The organism is Auritidibacter ignavus, from assembly GCF_003703835.1.
Taxonomy (GTDB): Bacteria; Actinomycetota; Actinomycetes; order Actinomycetales; family Micrococcaceae; genus Auritidibacter; species Auritidibacter ignavus.
The window spans coordinates 75,299-94,870 of the sequence record NZ_RDQR01000006.1 but is presented as its reverse complement, the minus strand read 5'-3'; the positions used below and the strand labels follow the sequence as shown (position 1 = coordinate 94,870).

Sequence of the window (19,572 nt, the reverse complement as noted above, 5' to 3'; positions counted from 1 at the left end):
ACAGCAAGAGGAGACGATAGATCATGAGCGAGCCTGACAACTCCACGGGTCACGCGGCGCCGGGTGAGGACCTGCCCGGGCTGAGCTTAGCCGCGGTTCGTACCTACCTAGATGATCACCACCCGGGACTCGTTGACCCCGAAGGGCAACTGTCTGCCGATCTGATTACCGGTGGTAAATCCAATATCACCTACCGGGTCACTGATGGGCGCAGCACCTGGGCGCTACGCCGACCTCCCATTGGTCACGTGCTGGCTACCGCTCACGATATGTCGCGTGAGTATCGAGTGATCTCCGCACTGACCCCGACCAGTTTCCCGGTCCCCAATGCGGTCACGCTGTGTGAGGACACCGAGGTGCTGGGCGCCCCGTTCTACCTGATGGATTTCATCGACGGCACCACCTACCGGTATGCCCGCCAGCTGGAACCGATCGGAGCAGAGCGGACCCGCAAAATTTCGGAGCGGATCCTGGACACGCTGGTCGATCTGCATGCCATCGATCCGGCCGAGGTGGGGCTGCAGGACTTCGGTAAACCTGCCAACTACCTGCAACGCCAGGTGTCCCGGTGGAAGAAGCAACTGGATGCCTCCCTGTCGCGGGATATCCCCGAGTTTGAGCAGCTACACCGCCGGCTAGAGTCCCAGATCCCGGAGCACTCCGAGGTCAGCATTGTCCACGGCGACTTCCGGCTCGACAACACGCTGATTGGCGCCACCGGCACCGACCACCAGGACGAAGTCCTGGCGGTGCTCGACTGGGAGATGGCGACCCTGGGCGACCCGCTAGCAGATCTGGCTCTGACCGTGGTGTACAACGCCTTGGCCACCCGGGGTGGCCAAGGCGCCGAATCGGTGTCCGATGTTGCCCTGGCCCCGGGCTTCATCAGCCAGGACGAGCTTCTGCAACGCTACGCGGAGCGTTCCCAGCGGGACCTGGACCAGATTGATTTCTACCTGGGCCTGGGTGCCTTCAAGTTAGCGGTGATCATGGAGGGCATCCACTACCGCTACCTGCAGGGCAAGACCGTGGGTGAAGGATTCGACAAGGTCGGTGAGCTCGGCCCTGCCGTGCTGGCCTACGGTCTGGAGCACCTCTAATCCCCGCACTCGCTCAGATCAAATCAGACCACAGCTCAGTCAGCCACAACAGCCACCACTCACTGATCAAAACCAGCGAGCCGGTGCACCTGCTGCCAGGTGTACCGGCTCGTTTTGGGCGTTACCGTCCTTTCCACTGCGGAGCACGTTTCTCCGCAAAAGCACGGGATCCCTCCAGTGCGTCCTCGGACTCCCCGACCGGTTCAGTGAGCACTCGCTGACGCTCCATCATCTCATCCTCCGTCCAGGAGGCAGATTCCACCACCACCTGTTTGGACACCCGCACTGCCAGCGGGCCATTGGCCGCGATCTTCTGGGCCATCTCTAGGGCGGCGTCCAACGCCGTGCCTTCCGGCACCAGCTCGTTGACTAGTCCGTGCCGGTACACAAACTCAGCGGGGAAAAGATCACCGGTCAGCACCATGTGCAACGCCACGGCCCGGTGTGTGCGCCGCGGCAGTCGCACCACACCACCCCCGGCGGCAATTAACCCGCGCTTGACCTCGGGGAGTCCGAACGTCGAGGTTTCGGAGGCCACCACCAGGTCACAGGCCAGCATGGTTTCAAAGCCACCAGCCAGCGCGTATCCTTCCACCGCGGCAATCACCGGTTTGGACACGAAGTTCTCGGCGATCCCCAAAAACCCTTTACCTTCCACAAACGGGCGCTCGCCCTTTTCCGCGAAGGCCTTCAGATCCATTCCGGCACAAAAGGTCTGTTCGGCGCCAGTCAGGATCGCTACCGCCAAAGAGTCGTCCCGATCAAAATCGTCCAGGATCGCCACCATGGCTTCCGACATCTCTTTGGTCGCGGCATTTTTGGCCTTGGGCCGATTCAGGGTAATGATCAGCACCTGGTCGCGGCGCTCAGTGATCAGCTGATCGGTCGGTGATTCCATCATGGCTAAACTCCTTCTGGATGCCCGTGCCGGGGCTGTTAGTTCTCGTAGTTGTACCAACCACGACCGGTTTTCCGGCCGTAGTCACCGGTTTCGTATTTTTCTTTCAGCACCGGGTGCGGTAGCGCTGCGTCCTGCCCGGTTTGGTCGTATTCGGCCATATCGATGAAGTAGGAAACATCGATACCCACCAGATCCATCAGCTCGAATGGCCCCATCGGGTGGCCCAGAGCATCCCGGGCGGCCACATCGATGTCTTCATAGCTGGCAATACCGGCCTGGTAAAGATTCAGCGCCTCATCGCGCAGGGCATTCATGAGCCGGTTGGCCACGAAACCGGGGATCTCACGGTGCAGTTGCACCACGTGCTTGCCCAATCGCTGCGCCACAGCGCACATCACATCGATGGTATAGGTGGAAGTCTGGTCGTTGGGCACAATTTCCACGGCCTTCATCACCAGCGCCGGGTTGAAGAAGTGGAAATTGCACACCTTATCGCCCCGGTTGGTGGCATCAGCAACTTGAGACGAGACGATCGTGGAGGAGTTGGTCGCCAGAATCGTGTGCTCCGGCGCCGCTTGATCAAAACCGGCGAACAGTTTGCGCTTGATCTCCAGGTTCTCGGTGGCAGCTTCAATTACCACATCGGCGCCCGAGACCACCTGATCGGAATCCGTCGAGAAGCTCAACCGGTCAAACGCCGCATCAACATCAGCCTGCTGGCGACGGCCCTTGGACACGTCGCGTTCCATCCGCGAGCGCAAAGACGCTTCAGCTTTCTCCAGGGCCTCATCCACAATATCCACCACAGTGGTCTCGAATCCGGCCAGGGCGCACGCCATTGAGATCTGCGATCCCATGGTCCCGGACCCGATCACGGCAATGCGACGGATGTTTTGTAGCAGGTCGTCAACCATCAGAGCACTATCTCCTCGTTCTGCTTCGGTCGTTTCTCCTCGACTCTGATCAGTTCTGATCGGTGCTGACCAGTGCCAACTGGTGTTAGCCGGCGAGAGCCGATGGGTGATGATACACCTCCCGCTTAGCCTACCGGTGGCGACGATCACAGTGGAAGATGCGTTGGGCTCTTACGCTGCTGATCACCCCGGCTGTCCAACAGCGCCATCCCATAGTCTCAGTTGAGCAATTCCCGGCACGCAATAATCGGCCCGCATCTGCGTATAGAAGCATTAACCCCTCGCCATAACCCCCACCGTGCGGTGTGGGTCACTATGATGTGGAATACATTGTCTTGCCAGCTGAGGCCGTTGTGAAAAGAGGAAGAGCGCTCATGCCCAAGCATCCCACTGACCTGATGAACATCGAGTCGTTACTAAGCACTGAAGAACTCGAGGTCCGTGACCGAGTCGCGGAGTTTGTGGATCGCCGGGTGCGTCCGCAGATCGCCACGTGGTTTGATCAAGCCCATTTGCCGATCGAACTGATCCCCGAAATGGCGGAGCTGGGCCTATTCGGCATGCATTTGAAGGGCTACGGTTGCGCGGGACGTTCCGCGGTGGAGTACGGTCTGGCGATGCAGGAGATGGAAGCTGGCGACTCGGGGTTGCGCACCGTGGTCTCGGTTCAGGGATCCCTGGCGATGTCGGCGATCTCTAAGAATGGTTCCGAAGAACAAAAAGAATATTGGTTGCCCAAGATGGCAAGCGGTGCAGCGCTAGGTTTCTTCGGTCTCACCGAACCCACCGCCGGATCCGATCCAGCCAGTATGACCACCCAGGCCACACTCGTTGACGGACAGTGGGTGCTTAACGGCGCCAAGCGCTGGATCGGTTTGGCCTCCATCGCCCAGGTGGGCATCGTCTGGGCCAAAACCTCGGTGGCCGATGCACGCACGGTCGGCGCGGTTCCTGAGGACTACGACAAGCCCGATGATGCCCAGGTCGTGCGCGGGTTTATCGTGCCCACCGACACCGAAGGCTTCACGGCCATCCCGATCGAGCAAAAGTTGTCGATGCGCGCCTCGTTGCAGTGCGAGATCCACCTGAACAATGCCACCCTGCCCGCCGATGCGATATTGCCCAAGAATCCCGGCTTGCGCGGTCCCTTTAGTTGCCTGAATGAAGCCCGCTACGGCATTGCATGGGGCGCGATGGGGGCCGCTCGCGACTCCCTGGAGGTGGCATTAAACTATGCCTCCGAACGATTGCAGTTTGGCCGCCCGCTGACCTCGTTCCAGCTCACCCAGAAGAAACTGGCCGATCTCACCGTCGATCTGGTCAAAGGGCAGTTGCTGGCCCTGCAACTGGGTCGAGCCAAAGACGCCGGCACCCTAGAGAACCATCAGATCTCGGTGGCGAAGATGGATAATTGCCGTAGCGCGATCAACATCGCCCGTGAGTGTCGCACCATTCTGGGTGGCAACGGCATTACCGGCGACTACTCACCGCTTCGTCATGCCAATAATCTCGAATCGGTTCGCACCTACGAGGGAACCGACGAAGTACACACGCTGATTATTGGACACCAGCTCACCGGAATTCCGGCCTATAAATAGGCTCGGCCCTCCCCAACTGGGCTCGAGAAGTCTCAGTGAGGTAGCCGATAGCGGACTGTTGCATTCGGGTTCGAATCTCTGTGGCGAGGTCAGCGAGAAAGGTTCCTTGAGGAAGCCCTAGATCGTCACCGTCGATAGGGATCCAGCGTAGCTCTTCGATTTCCGCGTGAGGTTGCAGGTCCTGGCCCTGCCAGATCTGGTAGTCGACGGTAAAGACTCGCGAACGTAACACCGTATTCGGTTCGTTGGCTGCAACACTGGTGAATGTACCCCAATCGTGCAGGTCCTCGACCCGTAATTGAAGACCCAACTCTTCGCGGGCTTCCCGCACGGCCGTCTCGGTAGCGCTTTCTCCGTGTTCGGGCTTACCGCCCGGGTACATAAACGCCTGAGTCCCCACTTTGCGCACATGGCAAACGCGATCCTGATCATCGCGCAAGACCACAGCACTGACAGTGATGACGGGTTGTTCTTGAGTCGTGTCCACCCGCCCAGTATAGAACCGCGCCCAATAGGCTTCCTGAACAGGCTCAACAACCCCAGTTCGTTTGAGCTTCATCGCACGGGCCGGACACGTTGCGGGTCTCGGCACGCCAGATGTCGGCAGTGACCGGATCAGCGTCCAGGGCCAAAGTCCCGGGGATAGGGCGACTGGCCATCCCCTCCACCTGGTAGGTTCCCCGATAGTGAGTCGTGAGATTGACCTGGAACTGGCCGGTGTCATCGTAAACGTGAGAGGTCGGGGTTTCGTCATTAAACACCTCCGTGGCGTAACCACCCACAGAAGTCGTCCGGCTGGTCCCGTCACCGTAATCCCATTCATACCGGAACGGTTCCATTTCAACGCGAACCGAACGACCAAACATCTGTTCCTCAAACACTTGAGTCTCGGTGGAATCGACAAAGAAATTGGTATGCGCCCGGATCAACCCGAACCCACCACGATCAGTAGAAATCTGACCCGGTTCGACCTCCATCGTTGCTACCTCTGACATCGTCACGTCAGGAACGACCACCTGCTGATTTCCTCCCGCTCCTCCAACTGGAGCAGGCTGCGAGACAGGCGTGCTGGGATTTAGCAACGAGTCACACCACTTCGGCGTAGTAAATTCTGGAATCCGTATCTCGAGCCGCTTGTGCGTGAAACAGATAAGGCGAAGGGCGTATTCAGACGAATGCGCAGAAGATCCCCCACTGTTCGAAGACGGCCCACTGCTCGAGCCCCCACCAGCGCTAGAACCGGAAGAACTCGCGACAGAAGACTCAGTTTGTTGAGGGAACTGATTCTGAGTACTTGACTCGCCCGGAATACTTAAATGACCGCGCAAATCTATAGTTCCATCTCTTTCGCTTAGTCCCATGTCCCAGTAGGGTTCTTGCTCCGCAAAACTCGGATGGGCCGTGAACCAGGTAATAATCAAGACGATCAATGCGACTGCAGGGCCCCTCATCAAATACTCCAATCACGCATCGTGGTCCGTATAGAGCCACATTTGCGTAAGTCGCCATGAACTGTCTGTCTCGTCAAATGCCATATCCATCTTCCAGCTAGAATGGTTTCTCTCATCTACAGACTGTTCCGCCAGAACGGTTCCATCAGAGTCGAAGACCTCCCCGGGCGCTTGTTCTACAGAAATGTTGACCTCCCCTTGCTGACTATCTGGATCGAACGATGCGACTTCTTCGATAGTGGGCGTGGCCTTCACACCTTCCGCATAGCGTCCCGCGGCATAATGCGCTTCAAGAACTTCAATCTCGTCTTGACAGAATTCACACGATTCAGCAGAGACTTCTTCTGTCGGCCCGGTATCGCCTGTCTCAGTCGTGTAGTTGTAGGCGTCCCACCAATACAGGGCGGCGGCCTTCATACCCTCCTCAGTCAGCTCACTGAGAGCCTCAGGTTTTTCCGGGACCGGAACATTTTGGGCCGGCCCGTCCTCGGATGCGGGAATATATTCCGTAGGAGAGGGATCTTGACTAGTTGCAGTCTGATGCTCCTCGTCCGGTACGGTGGCATCCAGAGCTGAGGCATTGTGGTTAGTATCGTCGGAAGAACAGCCAGCTAGGACGAGCCCCAACAAAACCAAGCCACTGCACGAAAACACGGAGGCAAAACGGTGTCGCCGACGTTCAGTGGACGGTGTAAGTGATGATTTAGGCACGGTTCGCATCTCCAGTTTCATCGAAACGATTGTGTAAGCTACATCACTCCACGGTACTGGTCATGAGAAATCGCTACTAGAGCTATCCACAATTAATTTGCACACGCACACATGAAAACGTGCAGACCCCTAGAACGGGGGTGGGCCTTCGAAGTCGGAGAAACCCGGTGGGTCATCATCGGCGTCCCAGGGCAGCGTGTCCTCGTCGGGATCCGACGCGTTGAGATTCGGGGCATTGGGTGCCGGAGGACCGTTGCCGACCACCAGTCCAGGGATCACGGGAGTGGTGGGAGTGTGGTATCTCTGGCCAGTGGGGGTTTCAACCTGTACCCCGTCGGCGTCGGCGGTGTAGTTCCAGCCGATTTTTTCTTTGTTCTGGTTGCAGCTGGCACAGAGCCCCTGCCCGTTCTCCCAGGAGGTCGCTCCGCCGTCCGCATACCGGGTGGCGTGATCAAATTCTTGGATCGGGTTGTCGCAGAACGGGGTGCGGCAAACATCATCGCGCGAGGAGATCAGGGTTTTGAGCCCGGGTGTGAAGGATCGGCCGGAAGATTCCATGCCGATCAGGCCGCCGTGGCCGGGGTCGATAAAGAAACGACGGATGAAGGCCTTCGCCTCGGGGTTTTTCAGCCACTTTCGCGCGGTGTCGGCCGGCAGGGGGCCTTGTCCGGAGATCCAGGCCGGGGAATCACCGTGACCAAACAGTGCATCGGCGGTGATTAACACGCCGACGTGGGCTGAGACTGCCGGCGCAGTGCGTTGGCCGGTGGCGTATTCGACGAGCAAGTCGGCTTCGAGCTGTTTCAACGTGCGCGGATCGGGGTTGTCGGCGTCGGCGATCATCCGACGGGCGGCCTTGGTGAGACTAGCCTTGATCGCAGTGGCTTCTTCGGTGGGGAGGTAACCGAGCACATAGGACATGCCGGGGCCGGCATCTTTGAGAGTGACGGAGCGTTTCGGCCGGGCGTCGCGGGCTTGAGTAGCCTGTCGATCAGTATCGAGTCGTTGCGCGTGGCCGCGAGCTTGGCGGGCCAGGCGTTGCGCCGAGAGAGTTGGGTAGTGCTCGGCCAGTTCGGCATCGATGGTCCGCTGGTGCTCGGGGGTGAGGCCGGAGAGTTCGCGACTGATCAGTTGCAAGGAGTGTTCGGATAGGTGGCCCTCGGTCAGGGTGTCCAATGCCCGGGGCATGGTGGTCGTCAGGGTGCGCGCCAGATCCAGGAAACGGTGACCTCGAGTCGGTGACTGGTGGCGGGCCAGGCCGATTTCGGCCGCGAGGCCGGCGCCACGGCGGTCGGCGGGGACGCCTTCAGCTTTCTCGCGGGCGAGGCGTTGGTCATGAAGCCGGGAGGTAAGCCGGACTTCAGCAGCGGTAAGCGCATTTTTGGTACGTTCGAGTTCGGTGAGCAGCTCGACCATGCCAGCTTCTGTGGCAACGGGGGCGGGTTGTGCAGCGAGTGGGGTATCGGCGCACATCGCGACGAATTCGGCCATGAATTGCTCGCGGGCCTGAGCCAGTTGGGTGGCGGTGGTGGCGGCATCAGTCAGGATGGTCATGCCCTCCAACGTAGTGGGCCACTGAATTCGGGGGCAGTCGGCCCGATCCAACTGTGGACAACCAGAGGGCTGTGGGGGCGTGCTGTGGAGGCAGCGATCGTCAGCTCAGGGGTCGGAGCGCATGGGTCAGACGTTAGCTGTCTTGGGCGCGACGAGCCATTCGGCGGTCGACGATGATCAAGACCACCACGATGGCAACACCGGCGAGCATCAAGAGGATGACGGGCATCAGCGTGTTGGGATCGGGGCCGAGTAGTGATCCGGCTTCGTCTTGCCAGGGCCACAGGCTCCGCAGGGCGCCAGCCATCACGCCGGTCAACACCGCCAGGGTGAGTGCGTGGTAGTGGTCGAGCAACCATTTCAGGGCTTTGACGATCACGATACCGCCGAGGATCAGGCCGGTCAGGAAGATTCCCAGATAGCCCAGGTCGCGTTCGTCGACGGCGCGCAGGGTGGGCTCGTAGAGTCCGAAGGTCAGCAGGATGAATGAGCCCGACAGTCCGGGTAAGACGAGGGCCGAAATCGCGACGGCGGCGGCGAGAATGATGATCCAGGGGGTGGGCTCCAGGTCGGCTTGGGGCAGGGACACCAGCCAGAAGGCGGCGATCAGGCCGAGGATCGCGGCGAGGATGTGGTAGTAGCGCAGGCGCTGGCGGGAGGGGTCTTTGCCAGCCCAGCGTAGCAGTTGGCGACGGTAGCGGAAGCCATCGAGCAACATCAGGAAGGGCACGGCGATCGAGGCCAGCACCATGCCGAAGAACAGTCCGCGCATTTGTTCGGGGTAGTTTTCCAGCAGATTCACCATGGGGCCGGCGATCAACAATACCGCCACGAGCATGCCGATGACGGCGGGAATGACGACTTTCCAATGCACGGCTGCCATCTCGGAGCGGAAGGCAGCAGCTCGGTCGGGGCCGGTGATGAGTTTGCGGACGGCGGTGATCAGATGCGAGGCGGAATCGATGATCTGGTCGTAGATGCCGACCACCAGGGCCACGGTACCGGCGGAGACGCCGGGGACAGTTTCGACGGTGCCCATCATCGCACCGCGCACGGCGTTACCGAGCACGGAGGTCTTGCGGTAACTGGGCCCGGAGGGCGCGGTCTGCTGGTCGGTGGCCTCATCGGGGGCTGATGACATCGGGACGGTGTCCTGTTCTCTACGGTCGCTGGACTGTTTCTGCGGGAGTTGTCTGCCAGCCGGGCATGGCCTGAGTCAGTCTACGAGATTAGACTGAAAAAATGCCTGCAGAAACGTCAACCCACGTGGTCTTTCTGGGTTTTGGTGCGGTGGGTCGCCATTTAGCACGGTTGTTGCGCCCGGAACTGGATAAGGACCGAATCCGACTCACCGCGGCGGTGCGGGATCTGTCGCGCTATGAAGACAGTCCGGCACCCGATGGCGTGCAATTGGTCCAGATTGATACTCCGGGTCTAGAAACAGCGGTGGACAGTGCTGAGATCATTGTGGAGGCCGCCGGAGTTGAACCGGCCACTACCTACGGACCGGGGGTGATTGCGGCCGGTAAAGATGCGGTGCTGACCAGTGTGGGTGCGTTGGTCGATGAAGAGATTGCCACCCAGCTGTTATCGGGTCCGGGACGGTTGTGGGTAACCCACGGTGCGATCGGCGGGCTGGATATGTTGTCGTCACTGGCCGAGGCCGACGGGCTGGACCGGGTGGGAATTACCACATCGAAACCGCCGGAAAGCTTGATTCAGCCCTGGATGGATGACCAGCAACAGGATCGGCTGGCAAACGTGGGGGACGACGACGAACCGTTGACGGTGTTTTCGGGTTCCCCCCGAGGCGCAATAGAGTCGTTTCCGGGGAATACGAATGTGGGCGTGGCGTTGGCATGGGCCACCCGGGGGTTGGGCACGTCGCCGGAGGATAACGTGCGGTTGATGCAACAATCGCTGGATCGGGTGGAGCTGAATCTGGTGGCCAATCCACGTTTGACCGATGCCCGGCATGAAATCATCGCCACCGGTGCCGCCGGGCGGTTTCAGTTCACGTTCGAGTCGGCTCCGAGCCCGGAAAATCCGCAGACCTCCATCACGACCGCGCTGTCGGTAGCGCATACGCTCCGGCAGGTGCTTCAGCAGCTGGGGGATCACACACCACCGACAGCGCGCAAGCCGCGAGGTTAGGTTTGCGCAGATCAACCCTGGTGAGACCAGGTCACACCAGGTAGGTATCGGAGTACTCGGCGCGGATCTTCTTCTTGTCGATCTTGCCGACCGAGGTGGCGGGGATGTGATCAACAACCTGGAAGGAGTCCGGCAACTGCCACTTGGCGAAGTCCTGGAGCAGGTGCTCGTGAATTTCGTCCAAGGTGATCTCTTCACCGTCGCGAGCCACCACCAGCACGAAGGGGCGCTCTTCCCATTTGGGGTGTTCCAACCCGACCACGGCAGCTTGGGCAATCTTCGGGTGAGCGGTGAGCGCATTTTCCATATCGATCGAGGAGATCCACTCGCCACCGGATTTGATCACGTCTTTAATGCGGTCGGTGATTTTCAGGTAGCCGTTCTCGTCGATGGTGCCCACGTCGCCGGAGCGCCAGTAGCCGTTGACGAAACGGTCGGCCAAATCTTCTTCGGCCATCTTGTGGTAGGTCCCGGTGATCCAGGGGCCCTTCATGCAGATCTCACCGGCCGATGCACCGTCCCAGGGGACCTCGAAGCCGACCCCGTCAAAGAGGGCAAAGTCGATGCCGGAAAGCAACAGGCCTTGTTTGCGCATCAGTTGCAACTTGTCGTCGTCGCTCAGCTTTTCCTTCAGGGTACCTTTCAGACGGTTGACGGCGACCACCGGGGAGGTTTCGGAGGCACCGTAGCCGTGGATGACTTCGGCACCGGTCAGCTCGATAAATCCGTGCATCATGGACAGCGGCGGCTCGGAAGAGCCAGAAATCATGCGCAACCGGGACAAATCCGGGGCGGGATCCATTTTCTTGATCTCCTCCAGCATCGGGGAGAAGATAGCCGGGGCGCCGTTGGTGACCGAGACGTTTTCCTCGACGATCACCCGCACCAGTTCCGGGGTTTCTTCCATGGCATACCGGCCCGGGAGTACGAGTTTCGCTCCAGACAGCACCGCCATATAGACAAAGCCCCAGCTGGAGACGTGGAACATCGGGGTAATGGGCATCACGCAGTCATCGGAGGTGATTCCTAGCACCTGGGCCACACCGTAGGTGTGCAACACCTGGGAACGGTGGGAGTAGAAGATGCCTTTGGGGCGACCGGTGGTACCGGTGGTGTAGCAGGCGGTACAGGCCGAGTTCTCGTCCATATTCGGCCAGTGTTCTTCCACCGGGGCTTCAGCCAGAATGTCCTCGTAGAACACAGCGTTCTCCAGGCTGGTCTGGACCTGGTCGGCGGGTTTGTCGGTCATGATCACCCAGGTCTGCACGCCGGTGGCCTGCGGGGCAATCGCCTCGGCGACCGGGAGTAGGGTTTCGTCGACACACACAACTTTCATCCCGGCGTTGTCCAGCACGTAGAGCATGTCTTCGGGGGGAAGACGCAGGTTGATCTGAACGTGGACGGCACCCAGGGCCGGTAGGGCCCAGTACATTTCGAAGTGTCGCAGGTTGTTCCAGTCGATCACGCCGACCCGGTCTCCCACGCGGACACCTAGCTTGCGCAGAGCGTAGGAAATCTTCACGATCCGGGTGTATTCCGCCGCGTAGGTGGTGCGATCCCAGCCGCCATCGGCCGTGCGGTAGACCACCGGGGTATCACCATAGCTGCGACAAGCGTGGCGCAGCAGTGTGGTGAGGCTGAGCTGGTAGTCGTTCATCATGGTGGCGGGGTAACCGGTGACCACTGGTTCAGTCATTGGTACTCCTTATGTTGTGTTAAGTCTCATATTTCGGGGTGATCTGACTCACTCAGTTTAGTATGTCATGTGAGCCGAATTACGGATGACGCTCATTCATGACGTCAGGTATCTATGACCACCATGGTCGGTTGTTAGCAGGATCACTAGGATAAAGCACATGATTGAGACCAGTATTGACAGCAACATCGGCACCGTTACCCTGAATGCTCCGGAACGGTTGAATGCACTTAGCCCGCAGGATTTTGCAGATTTCGCCGCGGCGGTGCGCGAGCTACGCACCAACGAACAGGTACGGGTGATCATCATTCAGGGAGCCGGCGATGCCTTTTCTTCCGGGTTGAACCTGAAGGCCCTGCCGTTTTCTGATGACGGTGAACCACAGATCAACGATGATCAGGTGCGGGCGATCTATCAAACTCCGGTGGAGATCCGGGCCGCCCGTCAGCCGGTGATTGCCGCGGTGAACGGACTGGTGATCGGTGGGGCAATCTCGCTGATTGGAGCCTGTGATTTCCGAATCACCACCGCACAGACCAGGTTCCGGGCACCATTTGGGGACCTGGGTCTCTCCGGGGGAGATCTGGGGCTGTCGTGGTTCTTGCCACGTCTGGTGGGACCCACCCGGGCAGCACAGATCTTATTGAGTGGCGAGTGGTTTACCGGCGCCGATGCTGCCCAGTGGGGTCTGGTCACCGAACTGGTGGAGGACCCCCAGTTCCGGGCACAACAGCTGGCTCAAATCTTGGTGAAGAAATCGCGGTATTCCTTGGAGCAGACCAAGCGGTTGTTGGTGGCTTCGGTAGATACCGGGGTGGGGTTGGACGCCCACCTGGAAGATGAAATTGCCGTGCAGGCAACAGCCATGCGCTCCCCCGACTTCATCGAGGGAGCGCAGGCCATGATGGAAAAGCGGGAGCCGAACTTCGGCTAATCCAGCTGGGGTGGGCTAGAAGCCGCGGGAGATCAAGTCCTTCATGATCTCGTTGGTGCCGGCGTAGATCGGCTGCACTCGGGCATCAACGTACATGCGGGCGATGGGGTATTCCATCATGAAGCCGTAACCGCCGTGTAGCTGCAAGCACCGGTCAACCACCTTGCACTGCATGTCGGTGGCCCAGAACTTGGCCGCAGATGCCCCTTCGGTGGTGAGTTTTCCGGCGACGTGTTCTTCAATGGCCCAGTCGACCATGGACTTGGCGGCCAGCGTGTCGCCGGCGCATTCGGCCAGGACGAATTTGGTGTTCTGCATGTCCATCACGGTCTTGCCGAAGACCTGACGGTTTTTGGTGTAGTCGATGGTGGTGCGCACCGCGGCCTCACAAGCAGCAGCGCCGGTGACGGCCACGGCCAGACGTTCCTGGGGTAGCTGCTGCATCAGCTGGTAGAAACCCTTACCTTCGCCGGCTTCACCGCCGAGGATGTTGGCGGCGGGAACCCGCATCTGGGAGAAGAACAATTCACGGGTGTCCTGTCCGTGGGTCCCGATCTTCTGCAACACGCGACCGCGCGAGAAGCCTTCAAGTCCGTCAGTTTCAGCCACGACCAGCGAGATACCCTTGTGACCGGGTTGGTCGTTGGTGCGGGTGACGATGATGATCAGGTTGGCCTGGGAACCGTTGGTGATGAAGGTCTTGGAGCCATCGATCACGTAGTCGTCACCGTCGCGGACACCCTTGGTGCGGATGGCCTGCAGGTCGGATCCGGTGGTGGGTTCGGTCATGCCGATCGCGGCGACGAATTCTCCGGTGGCCAGTTTCGGCAACCAGCGCTGCTTCTGCTCTTCGGTACCGTATTCCAGGATGTAGTGGGCGCAGATCACCGAATGGATCACGTTGCCCCAGGCATTGTCAGCAACGCGGGCCTGTTCTTCGATCAGTACGGCTTCGTGGGAGAAGTCTCCGCCACCGCCACCATACTCTTCGGGGATGGACAGGCACAGCAGGCCCGCGTCGCCGGCTTTATTCCACAGGTCGCGGTCGACTTCGTGCTGTTCAGCGAAACGTTCCGCGTTGGGGGCGAGTTCTTTTTCGCAGAATTCGCGGGCCATATCGCGCAAATCGTCGTGTTCTTCAGTGGCCCAGCGGGGGCGGTAGTCATCTAATAACATGCTTTTCTCCTCAGCTTGGTCGATGCCGGGTGGCTATCTGGTGATCTGACAAAGTGGGGTCGTTAGGGCTGCATCCGAATGGCGCCATCCAGGCGGATGACCTCACCATTGAGGATCTGGTTCTCCCAGAGGTGCAGCACCAATTGGGCGTACTCGGAGGGCTCACCGAGACGCTGCGGGAACGGGATCGCTTTGGCCAAGGAGTCCTGGGCTTCCTGGGGTAGCGAGGCCATCATCGGGGTCTTGAAGATCCCGGGAGCGATGGTCACCACGCGGATGGCGTGGCGGGCGAGTTCGCGGGCCAGTGGCAGCGTCATGGAGGCGACACCACCCTTGGAGGCCGAGTAGGCCGGCTGTCCGATCTGGCCGTCGAAGGCTGCCACGGAGGCAGTGTTGACAACCAACCCGCGCTCACCGCGCTCATCCGGTTCCTGGGTGTGGATGGCCTCGGCGAACAGCCGGGTGGTGTTGTAGGTACCGATCAGGTTGATGTTGACGACTTTGGCGAAGTCGGCCAGCGGGGTGGCTTGACCTTTGGACACGGCTTTTTGGGCAATGGCGATCCCGGCGCAGTTGACCAGGCCGGAGAGCCGTGCTGTGGACTGGGCGACCTCGATGGCTCTGCGAACCTGATCTTCGTCGGTGACATCGGTTTTCACGAAGGTGCGGTTTTCAGCATCTTCACCCTTCAAATCGGCCAGGATGACCTGGGCGCCCCGGGAGGCGAGGGCCCCTGCGGTGGCTGCACCGAGCCCAGAACCACCGCCGGTGACGATAAAACTACGCTGTGAAAACTCCATAGTCTTCTCCTTAACTTGTGGTGTGACTATACAGTCATACAGTACCAAATGAGAGACGTGTCACAGGCACCGTGTGGGGTTTTCTTAGCGCGACGAAACGGTACCGGTGGTTTGAGCCACCGGGGAGATGATCATCGGCTTGATCAGCCAGGTGGCACCGACCGTGACCGCCAGGGCGAGGAGGAAAACCAGCAGGCCCCAGACGTCGTTGGTGTCGCGACCGGTGAACATATAGTTCAGGTTGGTCAGCGCGCCGGTCATAAACACCAAGAAGACGTGGACGATCACAAATGCCACGAAGAAGATCATGGTCGGGAAGTGCAGCTTGCGGGCCAGGGGAGCGGGATAGATCTTGTTCAGAGTGGCGTTATTCTTCGGCCACCAGGTCGACATCCGCAGACCGGTGATGATCGCGATCGGGGAGGCAATGAAGACCACAATGAAGTAGGCCACGACCTGCAGTGCGTTGTAGTGCGCCCACGCATCTTCTGCCGGCCAGTCCAGGGAGGCGTATTGGATCCCGGCGGAGACCATATTCGGGAAGATGTCCCAGTCGGTGGGCACAATGCGGGCCCAGTGGCCGGTGGCGAAGAGCAGGATCACAAAAATTACGCCGTTGAGCACCCAGAGCAGGTCCAGGGCTTGGTGAGTGAACTGGTGGATGGTGACCTTGGGTCCTTCGTCCTTGAACGGTGAGAACAGGCTCTTCTTCTTGGCTCGCCAGTAGGCTTCGGGACGCTGTTCGGTGCGGATCAACAGACCGGTGCGCACGATCAGCACCATCAGGAAGAAGTTGAAGAAGTGTGCCCAGTTCATCCACCACGGGAACCCTTCGGGGGTATCCGCCGGTTGAGTGGAGTGTCCGTCGTAGGTGGCGATAAACTCGGCCACCGGGTCCAGGCTGCGAAGCCAGCGGGCGAAAAGGACCACCACAACGGCCAGAACCAGGACACCGGCCAATCCGAGCAGGCGCTTGGTCCACGGCGAGAGCGGTTTCTTCTCTTTCGGCCTCGGCGAGACAGACGGTTGCTGGGCGGCAGCGGCGGTGGGCTGGGCTGCCGCCTGATTGGCCGCGAGGTGAGTATCCGAGGGTGTGGTCGTCGCCGTCGGCGAGGAGGCCGGTGACTGCTCGGTCTGCTCGGGTTCCGCAGCGGTCGCTTCGGCCGGCTGTGCCGGAACGTAGCGGTATTTCAGCGGGGTCCAACCGGCCATCCGGCGACGACCCTCCGGAGCGGTTTCGGGGGTAGAGACTTCTTCCACATGCCCCTGACCTGCTGTTGCGCTGGTCGTCGGGCCCGCGGTGGTAGCGGTCGCGGTGTCGTGTGTTGCTACGGTGGCAGGAGCTACCGCAGGTTGCTGTGATGCACCGGATCCCTCAGTGGTCTCACCCGGCTGCGGGGTACTGGCCACGCGCTGATACTTCAGCGGTGACCAGCCAGCCATCCGACGACGACCGGCAGGGATCGACTGCTCTTCGGCAGCGACCTCGACTACCTGGGCGGTGGTGGTAACCCCAGTGGCGGTACCATCTGCCGTGGTTGCGTCGGCCTCGGGTGCAGACGCAGGGGATGCCGAAGTGGCCACGGAATCGGAGGGTGCTGCGGATGGGGAGGGTGTCGCACTGGTAACCGCCTGTCCGGTGTGCTCCGGAACGAACCGGTAGTTCAACGGGGTCCAGCCCGTCATGCGACGTCGCCCCGCTGGCAGGGGGGCCGGCTCGGTCACTTCTTCGACCGTTCCGGCCCCGCCGGCCGGCGCGGGGGTATCGGCTGGTGGCTGGGGTGCAGGCTGTGCAGCCGTCGGTTGTGCTGTAGCAGGCTCCGGTGGGGTCTGCTGGTCAACCGGTGCGTTCATCGGTGCACGTGTGGCCGGCACGGCGTGGGGGTTTTCCACGGTTAGTGGTGTCCATCCGGCCATGCGACGCCGCGAAGGCTCGCCAGGCAGATTGTCCTGCTCCGTCATCGTTGGTGCCCCTCCTGGTGGTGCGCGAGTGGTTAGCGTTTGCCCAGTTCTTCGATCAGCTGGGGAACCACGTCAAAGAGATCTCCCACAACGCCGAAATCGGCGACTTCAAAAATGGGGGCCTCTTCGTCCTTATTAATGGCCACGATGGTCTTGGCAGTCTGCATACCGGCCAGGTGCTGGATTGCACCGGAAATACCCAGAGCCACATAGAGTGTCGGTGAGACCGAGACACCGGTCTGACCCACCTGGTAGGAGTGCGGCACGTAGCCAGAGTCCACCGCGGCACGCGAGGCACCCACGCCAGCCCCGAGAGCATCGGCCAGCTGGTTAACCAGGTCAAAGTTTTCCGCCGATCCCACGCCGCGACCACCGGAGACCACAATGTCGGCACTGGTCAACGCCGGGCGGGTCGAGGTCTGCTCGGCGACCTGGACGGCATCAACGCTGGCGAACTTCGAGGTGGTCTCACCGGAAGATAAGGTGACCAGTTCGGGACTCGGCACAGCGTCAGCACGGTGGGAAACCGACCCAGGGCGAATCGTCACGATCATCAATCCACCTTCCACGGTGGATTCGGCGTTGTAGTCACCACCGAACACCGCGTGGGTGGCCACGTTTTCTTCACCCTCGGCATCCCAGTACAGACCGGTCGTGCCGTAGGCCAGGGCACCGTGACGCGAGATCGCCAGTCGCCCGGCAGTGTTGCGACCCGTGATGGTGTGAGACAGTACCACGGTGGTGGCACCCGACTGGTCGATGGCCCGCTCCAGGGCGGTCAGTTCGGCTTCACCATAGCCGGAACCGGCACCGGTGGAGGCCAGCACTTGGGTGGCACCCAGCTCGCCAAGACTCGAGACCACCTCGGCGGCAGGCTCGCTATCAGTGGCTACCACAGCCACGGGAGCGCCGACTGCAGCAGCTGCGCCGAGCACCTCGGCGGCAGATTCAGCGGGTTGGCCCTGCTCAGTGAGCTCAATCAGGGCCAGGACAACGGGGTTATTGGGGTTCGTCATGGGGTGCCTCCGATTAGATCACGTGGCGTTCGGCCAGGAAGTCAACAAGTTGCTTGACGGCATTATCCTCAGCGGGGACCTTCGGTCCGGCGGTGCGCGCAGGACGCTGGGCGGCGCTAACCATCGTCGAGCGCACATAGGCGGCCTCGGGACCGGCCTGCAGGTCCAGGTCAGCCAGCGACAGTTGCTCCTGTGGCTTCTTTTTCGCTGCACGGATGGCCTTGAAGTTCGGCAACCGTGGCTCAGCAATCTTTTCGGTCAGCGAGACCACAGCGGGGTACTGAACGCTCAACGTGGTTTCGGTGGTGCCATCGCGTTGGACACCGGAAATCCCGGTGGCGGTCGCGGTGGCTTCATCCAAACTAGGCGCCACGGGCCGGCCGGTCAGCTGGGCGATCGCGGCTGCGAGCATACCGCCCTGACCGTCGGTGGACTCAGCCCCGGTGAGCACCAGGTCAGCACCTTCACGCTCCACCACGGCGGCCAAAACGCGGGCGGTTTGGACCAAATCGGACCCAGCCAATCCGTCGTCGACGATGTGCACCGCCCGGTCCGCACCGATAGCCAGCACCTTCCGCAGCGCCTGCGAGGCATCGTCGGGGCCCATGGTCACGGCGATGATTTCGGTGTCATCGGCACCAATGTCGTTCTTAAATTGGGTGGCTGCCTCGGCGACACGTTCATCGATCTCATCGATCACGGCTTCTGAGACACGATCAACCATGCCGGTCTCGAGATCGAGCCCGCGCTTGCCATAGGTGTCGGGCACGAACTTGGCGAAGATCATTAGCTTCATCGCTGCACTCCGTCTGCACTTTTGTACGTTGTAGTTTCGGGTGGGTGTCATCCTGGCGCTGACCGGGACACAAAGTCCCGTCGTGCCCTCAAGGCGCGCGTCATGGCACGTTAGGATTTAGCCACACACATAGTACTCTACTGTGATCTAGCACGCATTATTTTCATCGTTACCGAAAGAGGCGACACCCGGATGCAGCTCACCGACTCAGCGGAAACCACGGCGAAAGAACGCATCCTGCAGGCCGCTCTGGAATTGTTCGCACAACACGGCCCGGCTGCCACCTCGATGCGCTCGATCTCGACGCAGGCCGGGGTGACCGTCGGGTTGATTACTCATCATTACGGCACCAAGGCGCTCCTGAAGGAAGCGGTGGAAGATGAGATCGTGTTCGGTATTCGGGATGCCATCGCCTACGAGCACCTTCCCGAAGACCGCAAACCGGATGATCCGCAAGCGGTGGCCCCCACTTTGGATCAGCGACTCCGCGATTGGTGTCAGGAGAACCCGCACGGGGTGAATTACCTCCGGCACGTGATGTTGCTGGGCGATCGGGAGGTCTCCGATGACCTGTACCAGCGCATCACCGATCTTGCCACCGCCCAGATCCAAGAGTTACGCGAGCGCGGGTTCGCCTCCACCACTCGTGACACCAGTGAACAGGTCATGCGTGTCCTCTACGGGCAACTCGGCCAGGTGTTCATGCAACCCTTTATCGATCGGGTGGCCGAAAAACTCAATGTCAACGCCGATGAGATGGGGTTGCATATGCGCGTGGTCGCCGACCCGACGTACTAGACTGGCCTGGC

At 60.5% G+C, this 19,572-nt stretch carries 18 protein-coding genes; 5 read left to right on the top strand and 13 right to left on the bottom strand.

Annotated features, from left to right (window positions below):
- Positions 1-23 precede the first annotated feature (23 nt).
- On the top strand, positions 24-1,100 hold the full coding sequence (locus DYI20_RS05015; RefSeq protein WP_122548995.1) for a phosphotransferase family protein: 1,077 nt from the start codon (positions 24-26) through the stop codon (positions 1,098-1,100).
- A gap of 121 nt (positions 1,101-1,221) precedes the next feature.
- On the opposite strand, the gene DYI20_RS05010 is transcribed toward DYI20_RS05015, so the two are convergent.
- Both DYI20_RS05010 and DYI20_RS05005 read right to left on the bottom strand, forming a co-directional pair.
- Entirely contained in the window at positions 1,222-2,001 is a 780-nt protein-coding gene (locus tag DYI20_RS05010; RefSeq protein ID WP_122548994.1) for a crotonase/enoyl-CoA hydratase family protein, read from the bottom strand.
- A gap of 35 nt (positions 2,002-2,036) precedes the next feature.
- Entirely contained in the window at positions 2,037-2,915 is an 879-nt protein-coding gene (locus DYI20_RS05005) for a 3-hydroxyacyl-CoA dehydrogenase family protein (protein WP_122548993.1), read from the bottom strand.
- A gap of 374 nt (positions 2,916-3,289) precedes the next feature.
- Between DYI20_RS05005 and DYI20_RS05000 the strand changes: the two genes are divergently transcribed.
- Positions 3,290-4,513, top strand: a complete 1,224-nt coding sequence (locus tag DYI20_RS05000; RefSeq protein ID WP_110110907.1) for an acyl-CoA dehydrogenase family protein — start codon at positions 3,290-3,292, stop codon at positions 4,511-4,513.
- Here DYI20_RS05000 and DYI20_RS04995 read toward each other — a convergent pair.
- The 5 genes from DYI20_RS04995 to DYI20_RS04975 all read right to left on the bottom strand — a co-directional run bounded on the left by DYI20_RS04995 (position 4,488) and on the right by DYI20_RS04975 (position 9,370).
- Positions 4,488-5,000, bottom strand: a complete 513-nt coding sequence (locus DYI20_RS04995) for an NUDIX hydrolase (RefSeq protein ID WP_244924656.1) — start codon at positions 4,998-5,000, stop codon at positions 4,488-4,490. The genes DYI20_RS05000 and DYI20_RS04995 overlap by 26 nt on opposite strands.
- 43 nt (positions 5,001-5,043) lie before the next feature.
- Positions 5,044-5,529, bottom strand: a complete 486-nt coding sequence (locus tag DYI20_RS04990) for a hypothetical protein (RefSeq protein ID WP_147472520.1) — start codon at positions 5,527-5,529, stop codon at positions 5,044-5,046.
- 447 nt (positions 5,530-5,976) lie between these two features.
- Entirely contained in the window at positions 5,977-6,696 is a 720-nt protein-coding gene (locus DYI20_RS04985; RefSeq protein WP_147472519.1) for a DUF6318 family protein, read from the bottom strand.
- A gap of 108 nt (positions 6,697-6,804) precedes the next feature.
- Positions 6,805-8,229 carry an HNH endonuclease gene (locus DYI20_RS04980; RefSeq protein WP_110100883.1) on the bottom strand — a complete coding sequence of 475 codons (1,425 nt, stop codon included), beginning with the start codon at positions 8,227-8,229 and terminating at the stop codon, positions 6,805-6,807.
- Between the two features lie 133 nt (positions 8,230-8,362).
- Positions 8,363-9,370 carry a DUF368 domain-containing protein gene (locus tag DYI20_RS04975; protein WP_122548989.1) on the bottom strand — a complete coding sequence of 336 codons (1,008 nt, stop codon included), beginning with the start codon at positions 9,368-9,370 and terminating at the stop codon, positions 8,363-8,365.
- A gap of 101 nt (positions 9,371-9,471) precedes the next feature.
- Between DYI20_RS04975 and DYI20_RS04970 the strand changes: the two genes are divergently transcribed.
- Positions 9,472-10,383 (top strand): aspartate dehydrogenase domain-containing protein, encoded by a 912-nt coding sequence (locus DYI20_RS04970; protein WP_122548988.1) that lies wholly within the window; start codon positions 9,472-9,474, stop codon positions 10,381-10,383.
- A 31-nt stretch (positions 10,384-10,414) separates the two neighbouring features.
- Here the strand turns inward: DYI20_RS04970 and DYI20_RS04965 are convergent, their stop codons facing one another.
- Entirely contained in the window at positions 10,415-12,079 is a 1,665-nt protein-coding gene (locus tag DYI20_RS04965) for a long-chain-fatty-acid--CoA ligase (protein ID WP_122548987.1), read from the bottom strand.
- Positions 12,080-12,239: 160 nt separating this feature from the next.
- Between DYI20_RS04965 and DYI20_RS04960 the strand changes: the two genes are divergently transcribed.
- Positions 12,240-13,013, top strand: a complete 774-nt coding sequence (locus DYI20_RS04960; RefSeq protein ID WP_122548986.1) for an enoyl-CoA hydratase/isomerase family protein — start codon at positions 12,240-12,242, stop codon at positions 13,011-13,013.
- A 15-nt stretch (positions 13,014-13,028) separates the two neighbouring features.
- On the opposite strand, the gene DYI20_RS04955 is transcribed toward DYI20_RS04960, so the two are convergent.
- The 5 genes from DYI20_RS04955 to DYI20_RS04935 form a co-directional block, all read right to left on the bottom strand.
- Positions 13,029-14,189, bottom strand: coding sequence for an acyl-CoA dehydrogenase family protein (locus DYI20_RS04955; RefSeq protein ID WP_122548985.1), 1,161 nt, complete (start codon positions 14,187-14,189; stop codon positions 13,029-13,031).
- A 62-nt stretch (positions 14,190-14,251) separates the two neighbouring features.
- On the bottom strand, positions 14,252-14,989 hold the full coding sequence (locus tag DYI20_RS04950) for an SDR family NAD(P)-dependent oxidoreductase (protein WP_122548984.1): 738 nt from the start codon (positions 14,987-14,989) through the stop codon (positions 14,252-14,254).
- A gap of 84 nt (positions 14,990-15,073) precedes the next feature.
- On the bottom strand, positions 15,074-16,951 hold the full coding sequence (locus DYI20_RS12575; protein ID WP_243857764.1) for a cytochrome b/b6 domain-containing protein: 1,878 nt from the start codon (positions 16,949-16,951) through the stop codon (positions 15,074-15,076).
- Positions 16,952-16,983: 32 nt separating this feature from the next.
- Complete coding sequence (locus tag DYI20_RS04940) at positions 16,984-17,967, bottom strand: electron transfer flavoprotein subunit alpha/FixB family protein (protein WP_122548983.1); 984 nt, start codon at positions 17,965-17,967, stop codon at positions 16,984-16,986.
- 13 nt (positions 17,968-17,980) lie between these two features.
- A complete protein-coding gene (locus tag DYI20_RS04935; RefSeq protein WP_110110686.1) occupies positions 17,981-18,763 on the bottom strand; it encodes an electron transfer flavoprotein subunit beta/FixA family protein in 783 nt (260 codons plus the stop codon).
- A gap of 192 nt (positions 18,764-18,955) precedes the next feature.
- Here DYI20_RS04935 and DYI20_RS04930 point away from each other — a divergent pair, with 192 nt between their 5' ends.
- Positions 18,956-19,561: a TetR/AcrR family transcriptional regulator gene (locus tag DYI20_RS04930; RefSeq protein WP_110122725.1), complete on the top strand. Its 606-nt coding sequence runs from the start codon at positions 18,956-18,958 to the stop codon at positions 19,559-19,561.
- Positions 19,562-19,572 lie beyond the last annotated feature (11 nt).